The organism is Rothia sp. HMSC071C12, assembly GCF_001813895.1.
Classification (GTDB): Bacteria; Actinomycetota; Actinomycetes; order Actinomycetales; family Micrococcaceae; genus Rothia; species Rothia mucilaginosa.
The window spans coordinates 133,042-151,738 of sequence record NZ_KV814371.1 but is presented as its reverse complement, the minus strand read 5'-3'; the positions used below and the strand labels follow the sequence as shown (position 1 = coordinate 151,738).

General features: G+C 59.6%; 13 protein-coding genes and 1 tRNA gene. 11 read left to right on the top strand and 3 right to left on the bottom strand.

The window, feature by feature from the left end; translation table 11 throughout:
* Positions 1 to 261 precede the first annotated feature (261 nt).
* The gene (locus HMPREF2942_RS03925) at positions 262 to 1,647 is read left to right on the top strand and encodes a phosphoenolpyruvate synthase (protein ID WP_070688441.1); all 1,386 of its coding nucleotides are present in this window, start codon (positions 262 to 264) and stop codon (positions 1,645 to 1,647) included.
* A gap of 392 nt (positions 1,648 to 2,039) precedes the next feature.
* On the top strand, positions 2,040 to 3,080 hold the full coding sequence (adhP, locus tag HMPREF2942_RS03920) for an alcohol dehydrogenase AdhP (RefSeq protein ID WP_012903352.1): 1,041 nt from the start codon (positions 2,040 to 2,042) through the stop codon (positions 3,078 to 3,080).
* Positions 3,081 to 3,994: 914 nt separating this feature from the next.
* Here adhP and HMPREF2942_RS03915 read toward each other — a convergent pair.
* Positions 3,995 to 5,944, bottom strand: coding sequence for a GH25 family lysozyme (locus tag HMPREF2942_RS03915; RefSeq protein WP_070688440.1), 1,950 nt, complete (start codon positions 5,942 to 5,944; stop codon positions 3,995 to 3,997).
* 629 nt (positions 5,945 to 6,573) lie between these two features.
* Positions 6,574 to 7,146: a flavodoxin domain-containing protein gene (locus tag HMPREF2942_RS03910; protein ID WP_049327782.1), complete on the bottom strand. Its 573-nt coding sequence runs from the start codon at positions 7,144 to 7,146 to the stop codon at positions 6,574 to 6,576.
* Between the two features lie 522 nt (positions 7,147 to 7,668).
* Here HMPREF2942_RS03910 and pyk point away from each other — a divergent pair.
* Positions 7,669 to 9,132, top strand: a complete 1,464-nt coding sequence (gene pyk, locus HMPREF2942_RS03905; RefSeq protein ID WP_070634728.1) for a pyruvate kinase — start codon at positions 7,669 to 7,671, stop codon at positions 9,130 to 9,132.
* Between the two features lie 202 nt (positions 9,133 to 9,334).
* Here pyk and HMPREF2942_RS03900 read toward each other — a convergent pair.
* Positions 9,335 to 9,417: transfer RNA gene (locus tag HMPREF2942_RS03900), tRNA-Leu, on the bottom strand.
* 347 nt (positions 9,418 to 9,764) lie between these two features.
* On the opposite strand from HMPREF2942_RS03900, the gene ffh reads away from it, so the two are divergent.
* The 8 genes from ffh to HMPREF2942_RS03860 all read left to right on the top strand — a co-directional run bounded on the left by ffh (position 9,765) and on the right by HMPREF2942_RS03860 (position 17,963).
* Positions 9,765 to 11,342, top strand: coding sequence for a signal recognition particle protein (gene ffh / locus HMPREF2942_RS03895; RefSeq protein WP_070634727.1), 1,578 nt, complete (start codon positions 9,765 to 9,767; stop codon positions 11,340 to 11,342).
* A gap of 116 nt (positions 11,343 to 11,458) precedes the next feature.
* A complete protein-coding gene (locus tag HMPREF2942_RS03890; RefSeq protein WP_070688439.1) occupies positions 11,459 to 14,128 on the top strand; it encodes a hypothetical protein in 2,670 nt (889 codons plus the stop codon).
* A 12-nt stretch (positions 14,129 to 14,140) separates the two neighbouring features.
* Positions 14,141 to 14,626 carry an NUDIX domain-containing protein gene (locus HMPREF2942_RS03885; protein WP_012903358.1) on the top strand — a complete coding sequence of 162 codons (486 nt, stop codon included), beginning with the start codon at positions 14,141 to 14,143 and terminating at the stop codon, positions 14,624 to 14,626.
* Positions 14,627 to 14,886: 260 nt separating this feature from the next.
* Complete coding sequence (rpsP, locus tag HMPREF2942_RS03880) at positions 14,887 to 15,309, top strand: 30S ribosomal protein S16 (protein ID WP_005505689.1); 423 nt, start codon at positions 14,887 to 14,889, stop codon at positions 15,307 to 15,309.
* A 2-nt stretch (positions 15,310 to 15,311) separates the two neighbouring features.
* A complete protein-coding gene (locus HMPREF2942_RS03875; protein WP_005505691.1) occupies positions 15,312 to 15,557 on the top strand; it encodes an RNA-binding protein in 246 nt (81 codons plus the stop codon).
* 274 nt (positions 15,558 to 15,831) lie between these two features.
* On the top strand, positions 15,832 to 16,494 hold the full coding sequence (gene rimM / locus HMPREF2942_RS03870; RefSeq protein WP_005505693.1) for a ribosome maturation factor RimM: 663 nt from the start codon (positions 15,832 to 15,834) through the stop codon (positions 16,492 to 16,494).
* A gap of 3 nt (positions 16,495 to 16,497) precedes the next feature.
* Entirely contained in the window at positions 16,498 to 17,466 is a 969-nt protein-coding gene (gene trmD, locus HMPREF2942_RS03865; RefSeq protein WP_070688438.1) for a tRNA (guanosine(37)-N1)-methyltransferase TrmD, read from the top strand.
* A gap of 209 nt (positions 17,467 to 17,675) precedes the next feature.
* Positions 17,676 to 17,963 carry an antibiotic biosynthesis monooxygenase family protein gene (locus HMPREF2942_RS03860; protein ID WP_005505695.1) on the top strand — a complete coding sequence of 96 codons (288 nt, stop codon included), beginning with the start codon at positions 17,676 to 17,678 and terminating at the stop codon, positions 17,961 to 17,963.
* The last annotated feature ends 734 nt before the right edge of the window (positions 17,964 to 18,697 follow it).

Below are 18,697 nucleotides of genomic sequence, written 5' to 3'. Positions count from 1 at the left end.
TTTTGTGCCAGTTTTCTGCCCCGGCTTTCTGTGTTCGGGTGCTCTTCGTATCGTGTGATGTTCCTCAGCTGGCGTGTGCTGGCGCCCTGTACGGATTTGGGTCGCTGAGAAGGCATAATAGAGATACTGCGTGTGGCGGGTGCCCATGAGGAATACGAAGCTCTGTGGAGTATGAGGCTCTTTGAAGTATGAAACTCTTCGAGCGATGGTGCCTGCCGCGTCTGCGTTTAGAAACACCCACTCAACTACAGGATTTTTATCGTGAGCTCTTCTTCTGGCGATTCTTCGCGCCCCATTTCTCCTTCTTCTTCCCGTCCTGGTCTGTCGCGTCGCCGCCTGGTGGCTGGCGCGGCGTGGGCTGCCCCGGTTGTGGTGGCGTCGTCGGTGATTCCGGCGTATGCGGCGTCTGATGAGGAAGGCGAGTGCACCGGCCCCTTTGAGGATTCGACGACGATTACCGCCGGTGACGGTGTGAAGAAGGTTGCCGTGCTGACGGTTCCTCCGGGTGCTAAGCGTATGCGTTTTGTGGCTGTGGGCGGTGCTGGCGGCACGAACTACACTGTGGCTGATGCTGGTTCCGGCGCCATGGTTGAGGGCTCTATGGCTGTGCGCGGCGGCCAGACTATTACTCTGACTGCCGGCTCGGGCGGTATCGGTAATGGTGAGCTGAAGCCCGCTGAGGGCGGCGACGGCTACGGCGTGGGCGGCTCGTCGAAGGCTTCTTCGCCGGTTCCCGCGAACGTGGTTTCTGCGATCAATAACCTGACCCGCATTTCTGGCGGCGTGACCGGTCGCGGCGGCATGAGCGCTGTGCTGTATTCGGCGTCCGGCGGTGGCTCGTCCGCTATTGAGGTGGACGGCGTGCCGATGATTGTTGCCGGTGGTGGCGGCGGTGCCGGTGTGCTGGCGTCGTATGCGACGGTTCTGCCGAACCCCGCGAATGCGGGTGCTGTGCGCCCGACCGCGCACTATTCGCTCGATAGCTCCGGCGGCGAGCACCAGTTCAGCACCGGTGGCGGCGCTGGTTCGGGTGACGGCGACGGTTCGCCCGGTTTTGTTGGTTTCACCTCGTACGAGGTGCAGTCTGAGCCGATTCTGACGGTGAACCCGGGTTCGGGTGCTGCCGGTGGTGTGGGCGGTGCTGGCGGCGAGAAGCTGGACCCGCCGACCACCGATGGTTCGGTGATTGGTTTTTCGAGCACCTCCACCCAGAAGCTGGTGAGCACTGCGACTGCCGGTGCGGTGGGTGCGAGCGGTTTCCGTGCGAAGGGCGCCGATGGTGTGGCGAGCTATTCGTACCAGTGGGATCAGACTCCGGAGGGTACCGATAACCGCCCGTCGAACGCTGGCGAGCTGTTTAACGGCTACCAGTCGGTGGTTTCTGGAGGCGGTGGCGCCGGTTATGGCGGCGGCGGTTCCGGTGCTGCGTTGAGCGTTTCGGCTCGTGTGGTGTCGCAGAAGTGGAATAATGATGCGGCTCGTGCCCGCTATGCAGTGGGTTCGGTGCAGCTGGCTGGCGGTGGCGCTGGCGGCGGTACGTTCATGGATACTACGGTGCGTGTGACGGATCTGGGTTGGGCGTTGAACGCTCCGAATGGTCCGGGTGAGCGCGGTGCCGGCTATATTGAGGTTGCTTTCTGCTTCTAGGCTGCCGCGCAGAGCTACTGAGATCCGTTAGGAATCGTATAGGTGCAGATTGAACCCTTTCTTTAGGGTGGTATGCGCCTCAAACTTAATATTTAAATTTTTTCTGAATGCCTCCCAAGCTACTGGTTTGGGAGGCATTCTCATCTTCTGTGTTGCTTCGTCATAGCGTCATATCAACCTTTGGCGGTTTAGCGCATTGGTCGGAATAGACCTTATCGAAAGCTCATCCTTGCTCGCGTGCTGACCCCTAAATAACCCCTCTGTCATATTCGGGGATAGTCCTTTAGATTGGCGGCTCATCATTTTACGGTGGAAATGTAAAGAATACGCGCGCCCGCCCCGCTAGGTATAGGGTCCGAGCGCGGCAACCAATGACTAAGGAGTTTTAGGTCATGTGCAAGGAAACCATGAAGGCTGTTGTTGTTCCTGAGAAGGTTGACGGTTCGGTTGTTGTCCGTGAGGTTCCCGTTCCTGCTGTCGGTCACGGTCAGGCGCTCGTGAAGATTGAGTACTCGGGTGTGTGCCACACTGACCTGCACGTGGCTTCCGGTGACTTCGGTGAGGTTCCGGGTCGTATTCTGGGCCACGAGGGCATCGGTCGTGTCGTCAAGGTTGGCGAGGGCGTTGAGTCCCTGAAGGAAGGCGACCGCGTGTCGGTGGCTTGGTTCTTCGAGGGCTGCGGTCACTGTGAGTACTGCACCTCGGGTCGTGAGACCCTGTGCCGTTCGGTGAAGAACGCAGGCTACTCGGTTGACGGCGGCATGAGCGAGTACACCCTGGTGACCGCTGACTACGCGGTGAAGGTGCCCGAGGGTCTGGACCCGGCACAGGCTAGCTCCATTACCTGCGCTGGTGTGACCACTTACAAGGCAATCAAGGAGTCGCTGGTTCGCCCGGGTCAGTGGCTGGTTGCTTACGGTGCTGGCGGTCTGGGTAACCTGGCTGTTCAGTACGCTAAGAAGGTTTTCGGCGCGAAGGTTATCGCCGTTGACATCAACGATGACAAGCTGGCTCTGGCTCGTGAGACCGGTGCTGACCATGTCATCAACGGTCGTGAGGTTGAGGATGTTCCGGCTCGTATTCGCGAGCTGACCGGCGGTGGCGCTCACGCTGCCGTGGTGACCGCAGTGTCGAAGGTTGCGTTCAACCAGGCTGTTGAGTCGGTACGCGCGGGCGGTTCCGTGGTGGCTGTTGGTCTGCCCTCGGAGATGATGGAGCTGTCCATTGTGAAGATTATTCTGGACGGCATCCGCGTGGTGGGCTCCCTGGTGGGTACCCGTCAGGATCTGGCGGAGGCATTCCAGTTCGGTGCTGACGGCATCGTGGTTCCGGTGGTTCAGCTGCGTGAGGTTGACGAGGCACCGGCTGTCTTCGAGGAAATGGCGGCGGGTAAGATTACCGGCCGTATGGTTCTGGACTTCGCTAGCCTCTAAGCTGGCGGATGGGTCGAGGCGCCCGGCGGGGCTTTAAGGTCTCACTCGGCTGAGGTCCTGCCGGTAGCTTCGATGGTTATAGCGCCTAAGGCGCATCCCGTGTGGCGGGGGAGTAGGGGTACTCTTTCTGCTGTGCATACGACGCGGGGTGCGCCTTAGTGTTTTTAATGCGGTGTTGCAGAGTTGCCGAGTTTTTGAGAGCCGTTATCGTCAGCGCCCTGAAACCTCTGTGAGTGCAATGCACCTAAACGTAATATATGTGGGAATTTATTTTGAAATATCCGGTGGATTATCTCAAAATTCGCACTAAACTAACGCAATAGTATGCTTTGTTTGACATCTAAAGACCTCAAAGTGCATATTTGTATTGTAAACATTCAACCACTGGTTGAAGCGTAATATTTGCCGAAGAGATAGGTTTCGCGCGCGCCTGCACCTACTCTATATGTAACGGGATATGACGCGTGAAGGTTTCGGCCCTCCTAGATATCGATTCCTTCTTACGGAACGCCATACCCGGGTGAATTTCAGCATCTTCGTACCGTGCCGTTATTCACCGTTGAGTCCTTACTTCCGGTCAGGCGCCCCTCTAGACACCTTCGGGGTGAGGTCTCACCAACGATTAGTGTGGGCCCCACGGACATGGTCAATGGGGACTATGTCCGCCACACTAATCCGGGGCTTTTAGGACATTGCATGACTTCGTGGCGACTCTTACCGCCACGGCTAAATTTACCTGCCGGCACGGGTAACATAGCCGGGTTCTCTACTCACTCGGTAACCCACCCGCTGCAGAACGCATCTTGATTTTTGTGTTGTTCAGAAGATGCGCCCTGTGGCAAAAGAACGAGGGGCACCTCTGTCAGGTGCCCCTCGTTTTTATATGCGCGTTTTATGGTTGAGCAGTTGCCGCGTTATGAGTAGATGCCACGCTGCGCGGTCCAGCGGATTGTGCCGCGCTCAAAGTCCATGTAGTACACGCCGTTCACGTAGGATTCGTCACCGCGTGCCGCACCGTAACGGGCGGTATTCTTCTCCCAGTGCTTGAAGATTGCGCCGTTACCGTTGGTCTCGTACGCACCGTACGCATCCGACCAGAGCAGCACCTTGCCGGAGGCGAATCGCACCTGAGCACCCGTGGAGGTGGCGGTTTCGTCGGTCACCGGTGCACCCCAGGTGCCGCGGTGCTGCAGGAAGCGGTGGTAGAACGCGCCGCCGGTGTGCAGGCGGTGGGTGCCGGTCTGTGCGGACCACACGTAGGTGGTGCTGCCGGTGAATTCCTGTTTGATGAGGCTGTTGCCCAGGTTCTGCTCGTCGGTGGTGGGCACGCCCCTCATGCCAGCTGCACGCCAGGTCGCGTAGATGGAGCCGCGCTCATTGATGATGTGGGTGCCGGTAGCGGCAGACCAGTAGGCACCCTCACCGTTGGCGAAAGAGACCGCGATGGTGTCGGAGCGGGTTTCCTCGTCGGTGGTCAGGCCGCGGAATCGTGCCACGTCCGAGCGGAACTTATGATCCAGGCCGCCGTTGGTGACCAGCCAGTGCGAACCGTGAGAGTTCGTCCAGTAGATGGTCTTGCCGTTGGTGAACTTCTGCGCATACACGCCGTTGGTCAGGGTGTACTCGGTACCGATCGGGTCGCCGTAGAAGGATCGGTTCTTATTCCAGAAGTTACCGATACCGGTACGAATATCAATCGAACCGGTCGCGGTGGTCACCACGTTCGAATCCTGAGCGGCGCGGTCTTCTGCCGCACGGTCCTCAACCGCGCGATCCTGGCCGTTCGACCAGTTGCGGTGCACCGCGTTGGGGTTCTTTGCCAGAACCTTCAGATCGTTCACGGTGCCGGGGAAGAAGTTCGAGTCACCCACGAACGGGCCCGAGTCAGTGAACTGCCAAATGTCGTAGCCACTCCATCCTGCCGGAATTGCGCCGACCACGGTGGAGTAACTCGCCAGATGCAGCGGCAGGGTGCCGAACTGTTGCGAACCCACGCACTGCGACCACCAGGAGGTTGCAGTGTACACCATGGGGTTGCGCCCGGTCAGCGAACGGTAGGTGTCCACGAAGTCGCGGGTCCAAGCGGTCAGCTGCGCCGGGGTCATGTTGTAGCAGGTGTTGCCGTAGGCGGGGTAGGGGTTGAACTCGATGTCCAGCAGGCCGGGCAGGGTCTTGCCGTCGGCAGTCCACGCGCCACCATTCTGCACGAAGTAGCGTGCCTGATCGGCGCCCGAGGAGGTGCGGGGGTTTGCGAAGTGGTAGGCGCCGCGCACCATGCCGACCTGTGCCGAACCGTTGTACTGCTGACCGAAGTAGGGGTTGGTGTAGTAGCCGCCCTCGGTTGCCTTCACGTAGGCGAAGCGGGAACCTGCGGCGTAGGCGCTCGCCCAGTCCACGTTCTGCTGGTGCGAGGAGACATCCATGCCGAGGGTGCCGCCGCTCGGGGTCCATGCGGAGCGGCCCTGTGCCAGCGCTTGACCGGGTGCCAGTGCCTGACCGGCTGCCGGAGCTCGACCAGCTCCCAGACCCTGCGCGGAGCTCTGGGTCGCGGAAATACCGCTCAGAGTTGCGGTAGAAGCGGGGGAGGTGGCTCCGGTGCGTGCGTTCGCGGTGCCCAGTCGTTCGCGCTCGCCCGCACCCATGGCGGGGTTGGAGCGTTCGACCAGGGATGCATCCGGGGCGGGGGCGTAGCTGAGCTCCTCGTAGGATGCGCCGAGGTTGACCTCTGTGGCTGCGCTCGCGCTGGGGGCGGCGAAGGCTGCGGGAACGGAGGTGAGGGATGCGGCGACGAGGGAGAGTGCACCTGCGGACGCCATGATGGAGCGGGCTGCCGCGGAGCGTGCGGCAGTCTGGAGTTTCTTCATAGATTTTGCCTGTGTTTGAGAGGTGGATGTGTCGATGTGGCCCTGTGTGGGGGCTTCTGACACGAGTGAATATGTGGGGTAGTTGAAGTGATGTGTGTGTCGGCTGCCGGGTATGTCAAGCGGCTGACACAGCTAACAGCGTACGGTACCTGCACCGCTGTGCGCAATGATTTGGCATGTCATTCTGGCGGCATATCTTTCGCAGAGTGCACAGTAATTTGGGGTCTTTGGGGGACCTGTTTAGTTTTGCGGCTTGTCGGTGCATTTATGGGCTCAGTTTTTTGCGAAAAATTTTAGGTGGGTGACACGCCGGGGCATTGCGAATTTCATTCTGTGGACTGCTCTGTCGGAGGGGACGCTGCAGGGGCTTTGGCTTGCGGGCATAAGGAAAGGGGTGGGCCGCACACACAAAGACCCACCCCTCATGTTCCGGGTACTGTATCTGGCGCGGCCTCGCACCGGCACCCGGAGTTGCATGGTCGATGCAGGAGAGATGAAGAGTCATCGACCACGTATATGGTGCCTGTTGGCACGTTTATCTCGGCTCTTCCCGCCCGCTCCTTCAGGTTCTGATGTCCGGCTGAAAGAGACGGGTGGGAAGAGGCGAAAGCTTGTGTTTCCCGAAAGGCTTAGAGGAACTTTGCGATGTCCTCGACCAGCGGCTTGAGGGTCTCGCGATCGATGTACTCAGCCTTGCCGGTCTTGTAGCATTCGAGCATCTGCTGAATACCCTCGTTCGGGTGCGGGTTAGCCATGAGCCATGCGCGCACCGGGCCCTTCAGGGCGGTCTTGTGAGCCAGCGAAATCTTGTCGAAGTCGATGCCGCCACGCAGGTGGTAGACGGGGCGACCTTCGGTCAGTTCGGGGGTGTAGCTCTTGGCGACGGCCTTGTCCAGCAGCTTCTTGGAGTATTCACCGGTGAAGGAGACGGTGAAGAATGCGGTGCGGTTCTTCTTGGGCGCAATAATCGGCAGAATCTTCTTGCGAAGTGCCGGTGCGCCGTTGAGGAATCCACCGTAGTCGCTGCCGGCAATGACGAAAGCGTCGAATGCCTCAGCCTGCTCGGGGGTGACCTTGGAGGCGGGGACAGTCTCAACCTCGGGGGCCTGCGGGAGTGCACGCAGATCTTCTGCCAGCCAGGTGGCGTACTGTTCGGTGTAGCCGTAGGTGGAGCCGAAGATAATCAGCACGCGAGTAGTCATCTGTGAACCTTCCAGATATATTTCGCATTTCAAATACTAATTATGGGTTCCAATATAGGCTAGGCGCGCGAAAATGTGAAATCGCCCAGCTTTTGGATGCCCCATCTATCTTCTCATAGCCCACTCTGAGTGTCTCTATGTTTTTGAAATATGCTCGAATGTTCTCGAACGAGACTAAATATTGCGCAGTACTGGCTAGATATGGGTAAAAAGCACCCTAATTTACTTTCCGGGCGAGGCGGGGGTGGTGGGGGTGAAAATCGACTTTCTGTGGCGTGTTCGATGGAAGAGGGGTGGCGTTCAAAATGCGACGTGAAACACAATTTCTTCGGTGGAAAGAGTTGGGAGAAGCATACCCAAGAGGGCGCAAAACCCCTATAATTGAGAAAGAGTCCCACGCATCCGGCATGTGGTTACCTGTTAGAACACGTGGGAATAATTGGGAATTTGACATTAGTCTTCCCCGGAAAATCAGTGTGAGCCCTCAGGGGCCACATGAAACAACACACAAAGGTTAGGTACATGAGGCGCGCAAAAATCGTTGCAACCATCGGTCCGGCAATCGAGTCCCCCGAGAAGATCTCCGAGGCAATCAAGGCTGGCCTGAACGTCGCCCGTCTGAACATGAGCCACGGTGACCACGCCGAGCACCAGGCACGCTACGACACCATCCGTGACCAGTCTGCAAAGCTCGGTAAGGACGTTGCTATCCTCGCCGACCTGCAGGGCCCCAAGATTCGCCTCGAGCGTTTCGCAAACGGCAAGGAATACCTTGAGCCCGGCGCAGACTTCACCATCACCTCCGAAGACGTTGAAGGTACCGCAGAAATCTGTGGCACCACCTACAAGGGTCTGCCCGGCGACGTAAAGCTCGGCGACAAGCTCCTGCTCGACGACGGCAAGATTCGCCTCGAAGCTATTGAGGTAACTCCCACCCGCGTTCGCACCCGCGTGGTCGTCGGTGGCCCGATCTCCAACAACAAGGGCATCAACCTGCCCGGCGCAGCAGTCTCCCTGCCCGCGCTGACCGAGAAGGACGCAAACGATCTGCGCTTCGCACTGAAGATGGGTGCAGACATTATTGCGCTCTCCTTCGTTCGTACCGGTGCAGACGTTGACCCCGTCCACAAGATCATGGACGAAGAGGGTATCCGCGTACCCGTCATCGCCAAGATCGAGAAGCCCCAGGCAGTTGAGAACCTGCAGGACATCATCGACAAGTTCGACGGCATCATGGTCGCTCGTGGTGACCTCGGTGTTGAGCTGCCCTTCTCCGAGGTTCCCCTCGTCCAGAAGAAGGCAATCGACATGGCACGCCGCTGGGCAAAGCCCGTCATCGTGGCAACCCAGGTGCTCGAGTCCATGACCGACAACCCCGTCCCCACCCGTGCAGAGGTTTCTGACTGCGCTAACGCAATCCTCGACGGTGCAGACGCTGTGATGCTCTCCGGTGAGACCTCGGTCGGTAAGTACCCGATCCTGACCCTGCAGGCTATGGCTGCAATCGTTCAGGATACCGAAAAGGGTGGCCTGTACCGCGTGCCCGAGCTGGACCGCAAGCCCCGCACCCGCGGTGGCGCAATCACCCGCGCAGCAGTGAACATCGCTGACCAGCTGGACGCAAAGCTCATCGTAACCTTCACCCAGTCCGGTGACTCCGCACGTCGTCTGGCACGTCTGCGTCCCGAGACCCCGATTGTCGCGTTCACCACCAGCTCGAAGGTTCGCTCCTTCCTGTCCATGTTGTGGGGCGTTGAGGCTGAGCAGGTTGAGATGATCACCGATCAGGAAGGTCTGTTCCACTTCGTGGACGAGTACCTGCTGAAGAATAATCTGGCAGAAGCTGGCGACCTGGTCGTCGTTGCTGCCGGTGCTCCCGCAGGTCGCGCAGGTACCACCAACATGGTTCAGGTACACCGCGTCTACGGTGCTGAGGGCGAGCGCGAGGCTCTGCGTCCTTACGAGGAGAACGAGGTCAAGCGCTAAGCCGTTTACCAATCTTTCCGATGCGTAGCTGAGGGTAATCCTTCGCTTGTACGCTCGGTATGTAGAACCGCCGCCCGGTCGTGAATTCACGGCCGGGCGGCGGTTTTGTGTCTGTGTAGGGCCTCATCCGGTCAGCGGGCGGCGTATAAGCGGATACAGAAAAGCGGCGGGAAAGCTTGAGGCTTTCCCGCCGCTTTTGCGTTGGTGCCCGAGGTGGGACTCGAACCCACACTCCGAAGAACCTGATTTTGAGTCAGGCGCGTCTGCCAATTCCGCCACTCGGGCGTATCACGCATTTGTGCGTAACACCTTTAGAATTCTAACCCAGGCTGTCTAGAAAATCTAATCTATCGGACGTGTTGAGCAGGCTGAGGCGGGGCGCGGAACATCTACTGAGGGTTTCTGTCGCGCCTCTATGAGGGGGTAAGTCTGGTACCTGCCACACATTTGCTGAGGGGTGCGGGAGGGGACGTTGAGTGTAAATCCTGAGCTCAGGGTGAACCGGTGCCACTTATCCACAGGTGGAGGCGGGGGAGAAAGCGCGCATCCTGTATCCTTAAAGACTGACTAACCATCCCCGTTCGCCTTCGCGGCTGGGGGCCACCTCAACGTTAAGAAAGTGATCACGGCTCGTGTTCAATTCTCTCTCCGACCGCTTGACGGCAACTTTTAAGAACCTGCGCGGCAAGGGCCGCCTCTCCGAGGCAGACATTGATGCAACCGTCCGCGAAATCCGCCGCGCCCTGCTCGACGCTGACGTCGCCGTCCCCGTGGTCCGCGAATTTACCGCCCACGTGAAGGAACGCGCTCTTGGTGCGGAAGTTTCCGAGGCGCTGAACCCCTCCCAGCAGATCGTCAAGATCGTGAACGAGGAGCTGGTGAGCATCCTCGGCGGTTCGACCCGCCGCATCAACATGGCGAAGAGCGGCCCGACCATCATCATGCTGGCGGGTCTGCAGGGTGCCGGTAAGACCACCCTGGCGGGCAAGCTGGCTCACTGGTTGAAGGGCCAAGGTCACACCCCGATGCTGATTGCATCCGACCTGCAGCGCCCTAACGCGGTGACCCAGCTGAAGGTTGTTGGTGAGCGTGCGGGCGTGCCCGTGTACGCGCCGCACCCCGGTGTGACCAGCGAGTTTGACGTACCCACCGGCGATCCCGTGCAGGTGGCACGTGACGGTGTGGCTGAGGCTCGCGCTAAGCTGCACGACGTGGTGATTGTCGATACCGCGGGTCGTCTGGGTGTTGACGCTGAGCTCATGCAGCAGGCACGTAACATTCGTGACGCTATTGAGCCGCACGAAGTTCTGTTCGTTATCGATGCGATGATCGGTCAGGACGCTGTGAACACCGCTAACGCATTCAACGAGGGCGTGGACTTCACCGGTGTGGTCCTGTCTAAGCTTGATGGTGACGCCCGCGGTGGTGCAGCGCTGTCGGTGGCTTCGGTGACCGGCAAGCCGATTATGTTCGCGTCCACTGGTGAGAACGTCACTGACTTTGAGCAGTTCCACCCGGACCGTATGGCAAGCCGCATCCTGGATATGGGTGACATCCTGACTCTGATTGAGCAGGCTGAAGCTCAGTGGGATAAGGCTGAAGCCGACCGCATGGCGAAGAAGTTCATCGATCAGGAAGACTTCACTTTTGAGGACTTCCTGGCTCAGATGCAGCAGATTCGTAAGCTTGGTTCCATGAAGAAGCTGCTCATGATGATGCCCGGTGCGGCTCAGATGCGTCAGCAGCTTGAGGCTTTTGACGAGCGCGAGATTGACCGCGTGGAGGCGATTGTTCGCTCCATGACCCCGCATGAGCGTGTGGCTCCGCGCATCATTAATGGTTCTCGCCGTGCCCGTATCGCTAAGGGTGCGGGTGTGACCGTGTCTGAGGTGAACCAGCTGATGGAGCGTTTCGCTCAGGCTCAGAAGATGATGAAGAAGCTCGCTTCGGGCAAGATGCCCGGCATGCCCGGTGGTATGCAGATGCCCGGTATGGCGGCTGCGGCGGGTGGCGCTCGTAAGAACGCGAAGAGCAACAAGAAGAAGAAGGCTCGCTCCGGCAACCCGCAGAAGCGTGCGGCGCAGGAGGCGGCAGCAGCTAAGGCGCAGCAGGCTCGCGCCGGTGCTGCATTCGGTCAGCAGGCTCAGAACCAGGAGATGGATCTGTCCAGCATGAACCTGCCGAAGGGCTTTGAGAAGTTCCTGCAGTAAGAGCAAATATGAGCCCCGGTAAGGGGTGGTACGGGTGCGCACGTGGTGACGGGGCGCACCCGTACCGGTATGGTGCCCGGTTTGGGTGCATGAATGGGTGTGAAGGGAAGGTATCAATGGCTCAGAATGAGCAGAATTGGGATCGAGAGAACGCGGATGATCAGCTGAATGAGCAGGTCACGCCGTGGTCTCAGCGCGCCTTCGCTGATGATGCTGTAGAGGAACCTGCCGGCGAGTCTGCCGTCGAGTCTGCAGATGAACTTGCAGATAACTTCGCGGGCTACCTTGAGGGTGACTTCGCGGGCGACTTCGACAATGATTCGAACATCCTTCCCGGGTATACCCCCGTCTGGGCGCGTATTGCCCTCGAGTACGGTGAGCACTCCGCCGAACTGGCTGGCGACCTCGTCTACTCGAGCGAGAGCGACGACCCCGCAGTCGACGATGTTGCCGCAACTATCCTGAACCTCATTCGTGAAGCCCGCAGCATGCACGAGGAGGTGAAGGCGGAAGACCCCGATACGCAGCGCGCCTGGAACGACCGCACGAAGGTTGACCGCCTCGCCGCCGCCCTGGAGAGCGAAGAGTGGACCGTCGATAAGCTCACCGACATGTGGGACGGTGCCCCCGCGCCTGCCGGAACCGGTGAGTCGGATAGCCCCGAATACCTGCGCGCCCAGGATGAGGAGCGCACCGCCGAGAAGCAGCGCAATGAGCGTATCGAGCAGACCATGGAGCTGGAGGAGAAGATTCAGCGCCGCCGCATCATGGCTCGTTCCACCACCGATGAGGAGCTGATTGCCGCCCTCATTGAGGCGACCGCCGCCTCCCCGGAGCTGATTGCTTACGAGATGGGTGAGCACCAGGTGCAGCTCTACGTGCTCTGCGCGGTGGACGATGAGGGCTACATGAACGTGCTGGAGGTCGCTGACGGCCACCTGCACGTGGGTACCCCCGTTGAGGATTATGTGGCTCAGCTGGTGGAGCATCTGCCGGTCACCGGTGCCGCCCTGGAGGGTGAGGCGACCGTGTGGGAGGAGCTGCCCGGTGGACAGGGCGAGCTGGAGTTCCTGGTGGACGGTGACGCCGCCATGCTCGTTGACCTGCCCATTGACATGATTACCGGGCTTCTTTTGGCCTACCTTCCTGCCGGTACTCGGCAGGTTGTTGCTGCGCCGGCGGGGGAGTGGACCCTCATTTCTGCCGATCCGGTGGACCTCATGGCTCTGCTGGGTCTGCTGAACTGCAACGCCCTGATTGCTGAGGGCAACGCGAACCAGCAGCACCTGGTGGTCTACGAGGAGCCCGCCCGCGAACCCTACTCGGAGGAGGAGTGGTACCTGGAGGCGTTCGGTGAACCCTACGAGAACATCGTGGAGGAGTTCACCTGGCAGCGCGTGCCTAAGCGCCTGAACCGTGCCCTCAGCCGCGAGGAAGTCGCCCGCTTTGGCGGCGTGCTGGAGGATCTGCTCTCAGAGCTTCCCGGTAGCGCCCCGGAGCTTTCGGGCTCAAAGATTTTCGGTTCCGATGAGGACGAAATCGAGCAGGGCATCGCTAATGTCATGGCGATGTTTGGCGTGGAGGCTGATTCCATTACCGGCCGCCGCCTGAACGCGTACCTGCGCGATACGAGCAACACCCTGGCGCTCGAGTCGGTGCTGCAGCTGCTGGATGTTCCTACCGAGCTGGCACTGGTTCCGACCACCGGTTTTGATGTGGCGTCGATTAGCACGGCTCGCGTCTTTGGCAACGAGGATGAGGAGCTCGCACAGCCCGCCGGTGCGACCGAATCTATTGATGCTGAGGCTACCTTCTCCGAGAGTACTCCCGCCGAGGATGCTTCTTTTGACGATGAGGAGATTGAACCCTACCCGGGCGGCTACACCTCGCCTCTGGACCGTAGCTACCGCCTGGTGGCGACTGGTCGCCGCGTGACCCTCTCCGAGTGGATGGACGCTCTCAACAACGCGCACATCCCCTACGAGTACACGCACATGGGTTTGCCGGAGGGCTCTGCGCCGGATTCCTTCGTGGAGACCGAAGAGGGTTACCTGTCTCTTGACAGCGCCCTGCACGAGGCTGACTCTTCGCCTACCGAGGAGCAGGCATCGCACGAGGCAAAGGTAAGCCAGCAGGCTCCCGAGCCTTCTGCCGCGCTCGCACCTCAGAACGAAGCAGCCCCGAGCGTTGAGACCGTGCCCGATGCTTCCTCAAGCTCTGCAGATCAGAGTCCTGCACCCCAGGCCCCCGCACCGCAGACCACCTCCACTCAGGGCTCTTCCACTCAGAGTCCCGCGCCTCGTTTGCGCCGCAAGCGCCTGACCTCGGAGCAGATTCGTGCGAAGACCCGCCGTGTGGGTCTTGTCCTGGGTGCGGATGTGACGGCTCAGAGCGCTATCGCTCTGACCTTGGCGAATGTGGCGCGCCGCCGCCGTGCTCAGGGTAAGGCGAGCCGTAAGTTCTCGGTGGCCGCGGCACTCTTTGCGCTGAATGCTACGGTTGAGTCGGCTCTGATTCCGACGGTTCTGCGTTCATTTGAGCAGACGCAGATGAAGAAGCATGCCCGCCCGGTGGCGGATGCTGAGCTGGTGCATCCTGGCGATGCTACCTCGGAACAACCCTCGACCAAGAAGCGCACTCTGATTGATGATTTGCGTGAGGGTCACTACCGCACGGTGGAGGATGCCGCCCCGTCCACGGAGCAGGCACCCTCTGGACTGCGTGAGCGTGCCCTGGGTATAGTGCGTAGCATCAGGCAGCGCGCTGCAAAGAAAACCGACCGCTAAAGGAAAGAAGCCATGAAGGATTCCTATCTGAGCGATGAAGAGCTGAAGGCTTTTATCGCCACCTTGCCCACGCGCCGTTTGGCGGCGGGCGCGCTGATTCGTAATGAGCGCGGTGAGATGCTGCTGGTGAAGCCGAACTATAAGGACGGCTGGATTCTTCCCGGCGGCACTGTGGAGGCTGGCGAGGCGCCCAAGCCCGGTTGTGAGCGTGAGATTGTGGAGGAGTTGGGCCTGGATGTGAAGCTGGGTCGTGTGTTGCTGATTTTCCACGGCTTGTCGCTGGGTGTGTGGGGCGATTCGACCTACTACATGTATGACGGCGGCGTGATTGCAGCGGATACGAAGATTACCCTGCAGGATGCTGAGCTGGTGACCTATGAGTGGGTTGCTCCGGAGAACCTGGAGGGCTACGTGCGCCCGTCGATGGTGGAGCGTCTGCGTGAGTGCTACCGCGCCCTGGAGACGGGGGAGACTCTGGAGATGAGCAACCTCGACTAGTAGCGGCTACACTGCGGTTGCGCAGGGGGGCTACCGGGCACAGAACGCTGTTTAAAAGTGATGTTCGGTGCCTGCGGCAATTATTTTTCCGTGTCGCTAGCTTAAAATCTTGGGCTCTGATACCCTAGCTGAGTACCCGGCGACGCGCGACCCCTCTCTTCGCGCGCCGTTGTGTCCATAGAGGCGCCGTGAATGGCCCGCCCCACGGGTGCTGAACCGTGTGCCTCGCACCAAATTATGAAACAGGAGTAACCACTAAAGTGGCTGTTAAGATTCGTCTCAAGCGTATGGGTAAGATCCGCGATCCTCGTTACCGCGTCGTGATCGCTGATTCGCGCGTCAAGCGCGACGGTAAGACCATCGAAGAGATCGGTATTTACCACCCGACCGAGCACCCCTCGCGTATCGAGATCAACTCTGAGCGTGCTCAGTACTGGCTCTCCGTCGGCGCACAGCCGACCGAGCAGGTTCTGGCTCTGCTGAAGCTCTCGGGCGACTGGGCTGCATTCAAGGGCGAGAAGGCAGAGTCCAAGGTTCTGCCCGTCGAGGCTAAGGCTGAGTTCGTTGTTCCCGAAAAGGGTTCCGTGATCCTGCCCGAGGCTATCACCCCCAAGGCTGAGAAGGCTGAAGAGGCTGCTGAGGAAGCAGCTCCCGAGGCTGAGGCTGAGGAAGCAGCTGAGTAATCATGTTGGCTGACGCACTCGAACACCTGGTTCGAGGGATTGTCGATCGTCCGGAGGACGTGAAGGTGCGCCTGCGCACTCAGCGTCACCGTGAGACCCTTGAGGTCCGCGTGCATCCGGATGACCTGGGCCGAGTTATCGGCAGGTCCGGTCGTACCGCCAAGAGCATCCGTCTGGTGATGGACGCTATTTCTGATGGCGAGCCGATGCGTATCGACATTATCGACACCGACAAGAAGCGACGCTAGCTCGTAAACGCTTGAAGCCCCCGCTCCCGGAATTTTTCCGGAAGGCGGGGGCTTTCGCGTACCCGATTTCTCGGTCTGAGTTATCTGCGTGAGTTATCAGTGCGAGTTATCAGCATGAGTTATCCGTGCGAGCGCTCGCTCCGGCCGCCGTGGAGGCGGGGGAGAGGCAGCAGAGAGACGGCAGAATGCGCCCGTCCTAAGTGCCCGGTAGAATAGTGGGAGCCGTGCACGTGCACGGCGTAGGTTTTTAGCTTGTATCCAGCGGAGGAAAATTATGCAGGTTGTGGTGGCTCGTATCGGTAAGCCTCACGGTATTCGTGGTGAGGTGACGGTTCAGCTCTTTACTGATGCCCCGCAGGAGCGTTTTGCCCGCGGCGAGGTGCTCGGTATCGAGAATTTTAAGCCCGGCTCTGCTGCCGCTTCGGTGGCGCCTACCGGTGAGCTGACGGTTGCCGGTGCCCGCTGGAACAAGAAGATTCTGGTGGTCCGTTTTGATGAGGTGACTACCCGCAATCAGGCTGAGGAGCTGCGCGGTAGCCGCCTGGTTTACGAGGTTCCCGAGGATGAGGGCGATGAAGAGGGCTTCTACGAGCAGGAGCTGGTGAACCTGCCCGTGTACCTGCTGGCGGACGTTCCCGAGGGTGAGAGCCCCGTGGATAACCCGGCTGTGGGTAAGCCGCTGGGTAAGGTGACCGGTCTGCAGACCATGCCGGTTCAGGATTTGTTGCTGATTAAGCTGGCTCGTTCGCCGCGTCTTGCCTCCGGCGCGGGTGAAGAGATCATGATTCCTTTTGTTGAGGAGATTGTGCCCGAGGTGGTTCCCTCGACCGAGGATGAGCCCGGCTTTGTGCTGCTGACCCCTCCGGCGGGTTTGATTGACCTGGTCGAGGACGCTGAGCAGGATTCTGCGCAGGCGACCGAGCAGGCGGGGGAGTAGTCCGTGCGCTACGATGTGGTCACGATTTTCCCCGAGTATCTGGAGCCGCTGAAGCTGTCCCTGCTGGGTAAGGCACGCGAGAAGGGTCTGGTGGATCTGCACCTGCATGATTTGCGTGAGTACACGTTTGACCGTCACCGCACGGTGGATGACACTCCGTACGGCGGTGGCGCGGGCATGGTGATGAAGGCGGAGCCGTGGGGTTTGGCGCTGGATGAGGTGCTTGCCGCCTCCCCGCTAAACGCCGCTACCGAAGATGCGTCTGAGGGTGCCGAGTCTGAGGGCACTGGGCCCGCCGAACCCGCCGCTGATACCCGCCCGCTGCTGATTGTCCCGTCCCCGGCGGGTGCCGTTTTCGATCAGGCGATGGCGTACAAGCTGGCGGAGGAGAAGCATATTGTCTTCGCTCCGGCGCGCTACGAGGGCATTGATGAGCGTGTGCTGGACTGGGCGCAGGAGAGCTTCCGCGTGATGCCCGTATCCCTGGGCGATTACGTGCTCTACGGTGGTGAGGTTGCGGTCATGGCGATGATTGAGGCTATCACCCGCCTGATTCCGGGCGCGATGGGTAACCCCGCCTCCCTGGAGGAAGAGTCGCATACGGGCGGTCTGCTGGAGTATCCGGTGTACACGAAGCCCGCCGTGTGGCGTGACCGTGAGGTGCCGGAGGTACTGCTGTCGGGTAATCACGGTGCGATTGCGCGTTGGCGTCGTGACCGTCAGATTGAGCGCACCCTGGAGCGCCGCCCGGACCTGCTGGAGGCGTACCCGGTGGAGCAGTGGGATAAGAAGGATCGCCGCTTCTTGGCTGAGCGCGGGGTGCATTTTGCGAACCCGGCGAAGGCGGCTCAGAAGAAGGCGAAGAAGAACCCCGCACCGCAGGCTGATAGCGCGGCTCAGGCGGCACAGCCTGATACTGCACAGTCTAATACCGTGCAGCCTAATACCGTGCAGACCCAGCCGGAATCCTAAGCTTCGAACGGGTGCCTGTGAGTGCCTCGTGATTCTCTGAATGGGGGTTAGCGTCATATAACTGTTAGTTGGCGCTAACCCCTATTTTTTGTGCCCGCGACCCGTTATTCTGAGGTTACCCTCGCTAAGAACATAGCTTACCTATAGCTGGTGCGAGGTTGTAACCCGCTTTCATCGTTGAAAGCATGTACTCAACAGAAGGAGGACACATGTCCGTTGTTAAGGTTCACCGTTTGGCTGTCGTTGGCGACAACCGTGCTGAGCTGGAGAAGCGCTTTGCCGCTGCCCGCCACATCGCTGACTCTTTCCCCGGCTTTGAGGGTTTTGAGCTGTGGCGCCCCCTGGATGAGGGCGGCGACTATTTCGTGGTGACCCGCTGGGTTGATGAGGCAAGCCACGATGCGTATGCGGCGGCTCGTCGTGAGCGTGACCCGAATACTGTTGTCTCTCACGCTGATGGCACCATGAGCTTCGAGAAGGTGGAGTTCAGCGAGTAACCGGTCGCGGCGAGTAACCTGTCACTCTGGGGAATTAATAGGTAAACCCCACCGGTAATCGCTCTGAGTAGGGGTTTATCTCATTTTTATCTCAAATAGTGAGGGGCCGCACTAACTTTTCTACATATTGCTTTAAGTGGGTATTAGCCCATGTGGAGGCGATATAGGGAAGGGTCGGTGCGGCCCCTCCTTGATTTTTCGGGGCATAAAATCTGCAGGTATTTCGTGGTGGTTGGATATGTGGGTTCGGCGCTATAAAACACCTGAATTGTGGTCAATAAATGCCCCTGAAATCCTTCAATCCGAAAGTGACACTTTAATGCAAAAAGGTTATTATTGTTCCCGAGAGCACACTTCGTCCGTGCCGGTAGTTCGGGCGAGGACAGCGATCCCCTCTCGGTTACATCGCATGAGACAGCCGAGTCACTCAAGGGAATATTCAGCGCACCCGTGTGAGTACCTCCTCTGCATAGGAAGGTCTGGCAGGGGAGCCGACTCAACTATCACGTATTCACACAAGTGGTGCATGGTACTGGACCCCGCAATATATGGGATGGGAGCTTGGTGGTTCGAGCGTTCATCGTGGTTGATGACCCTCCCAGCCGCGGATAGAAAAGTGCTTTGCTTAGCGGGTGAGCAACTCGGTGGTCCGGACCGAAGCTGACCCGCTCCGCTGTTTAAAACCGACTTTTACACGTCCCAGACTTGGACTATACGTTACCTAGCGTTCCTGT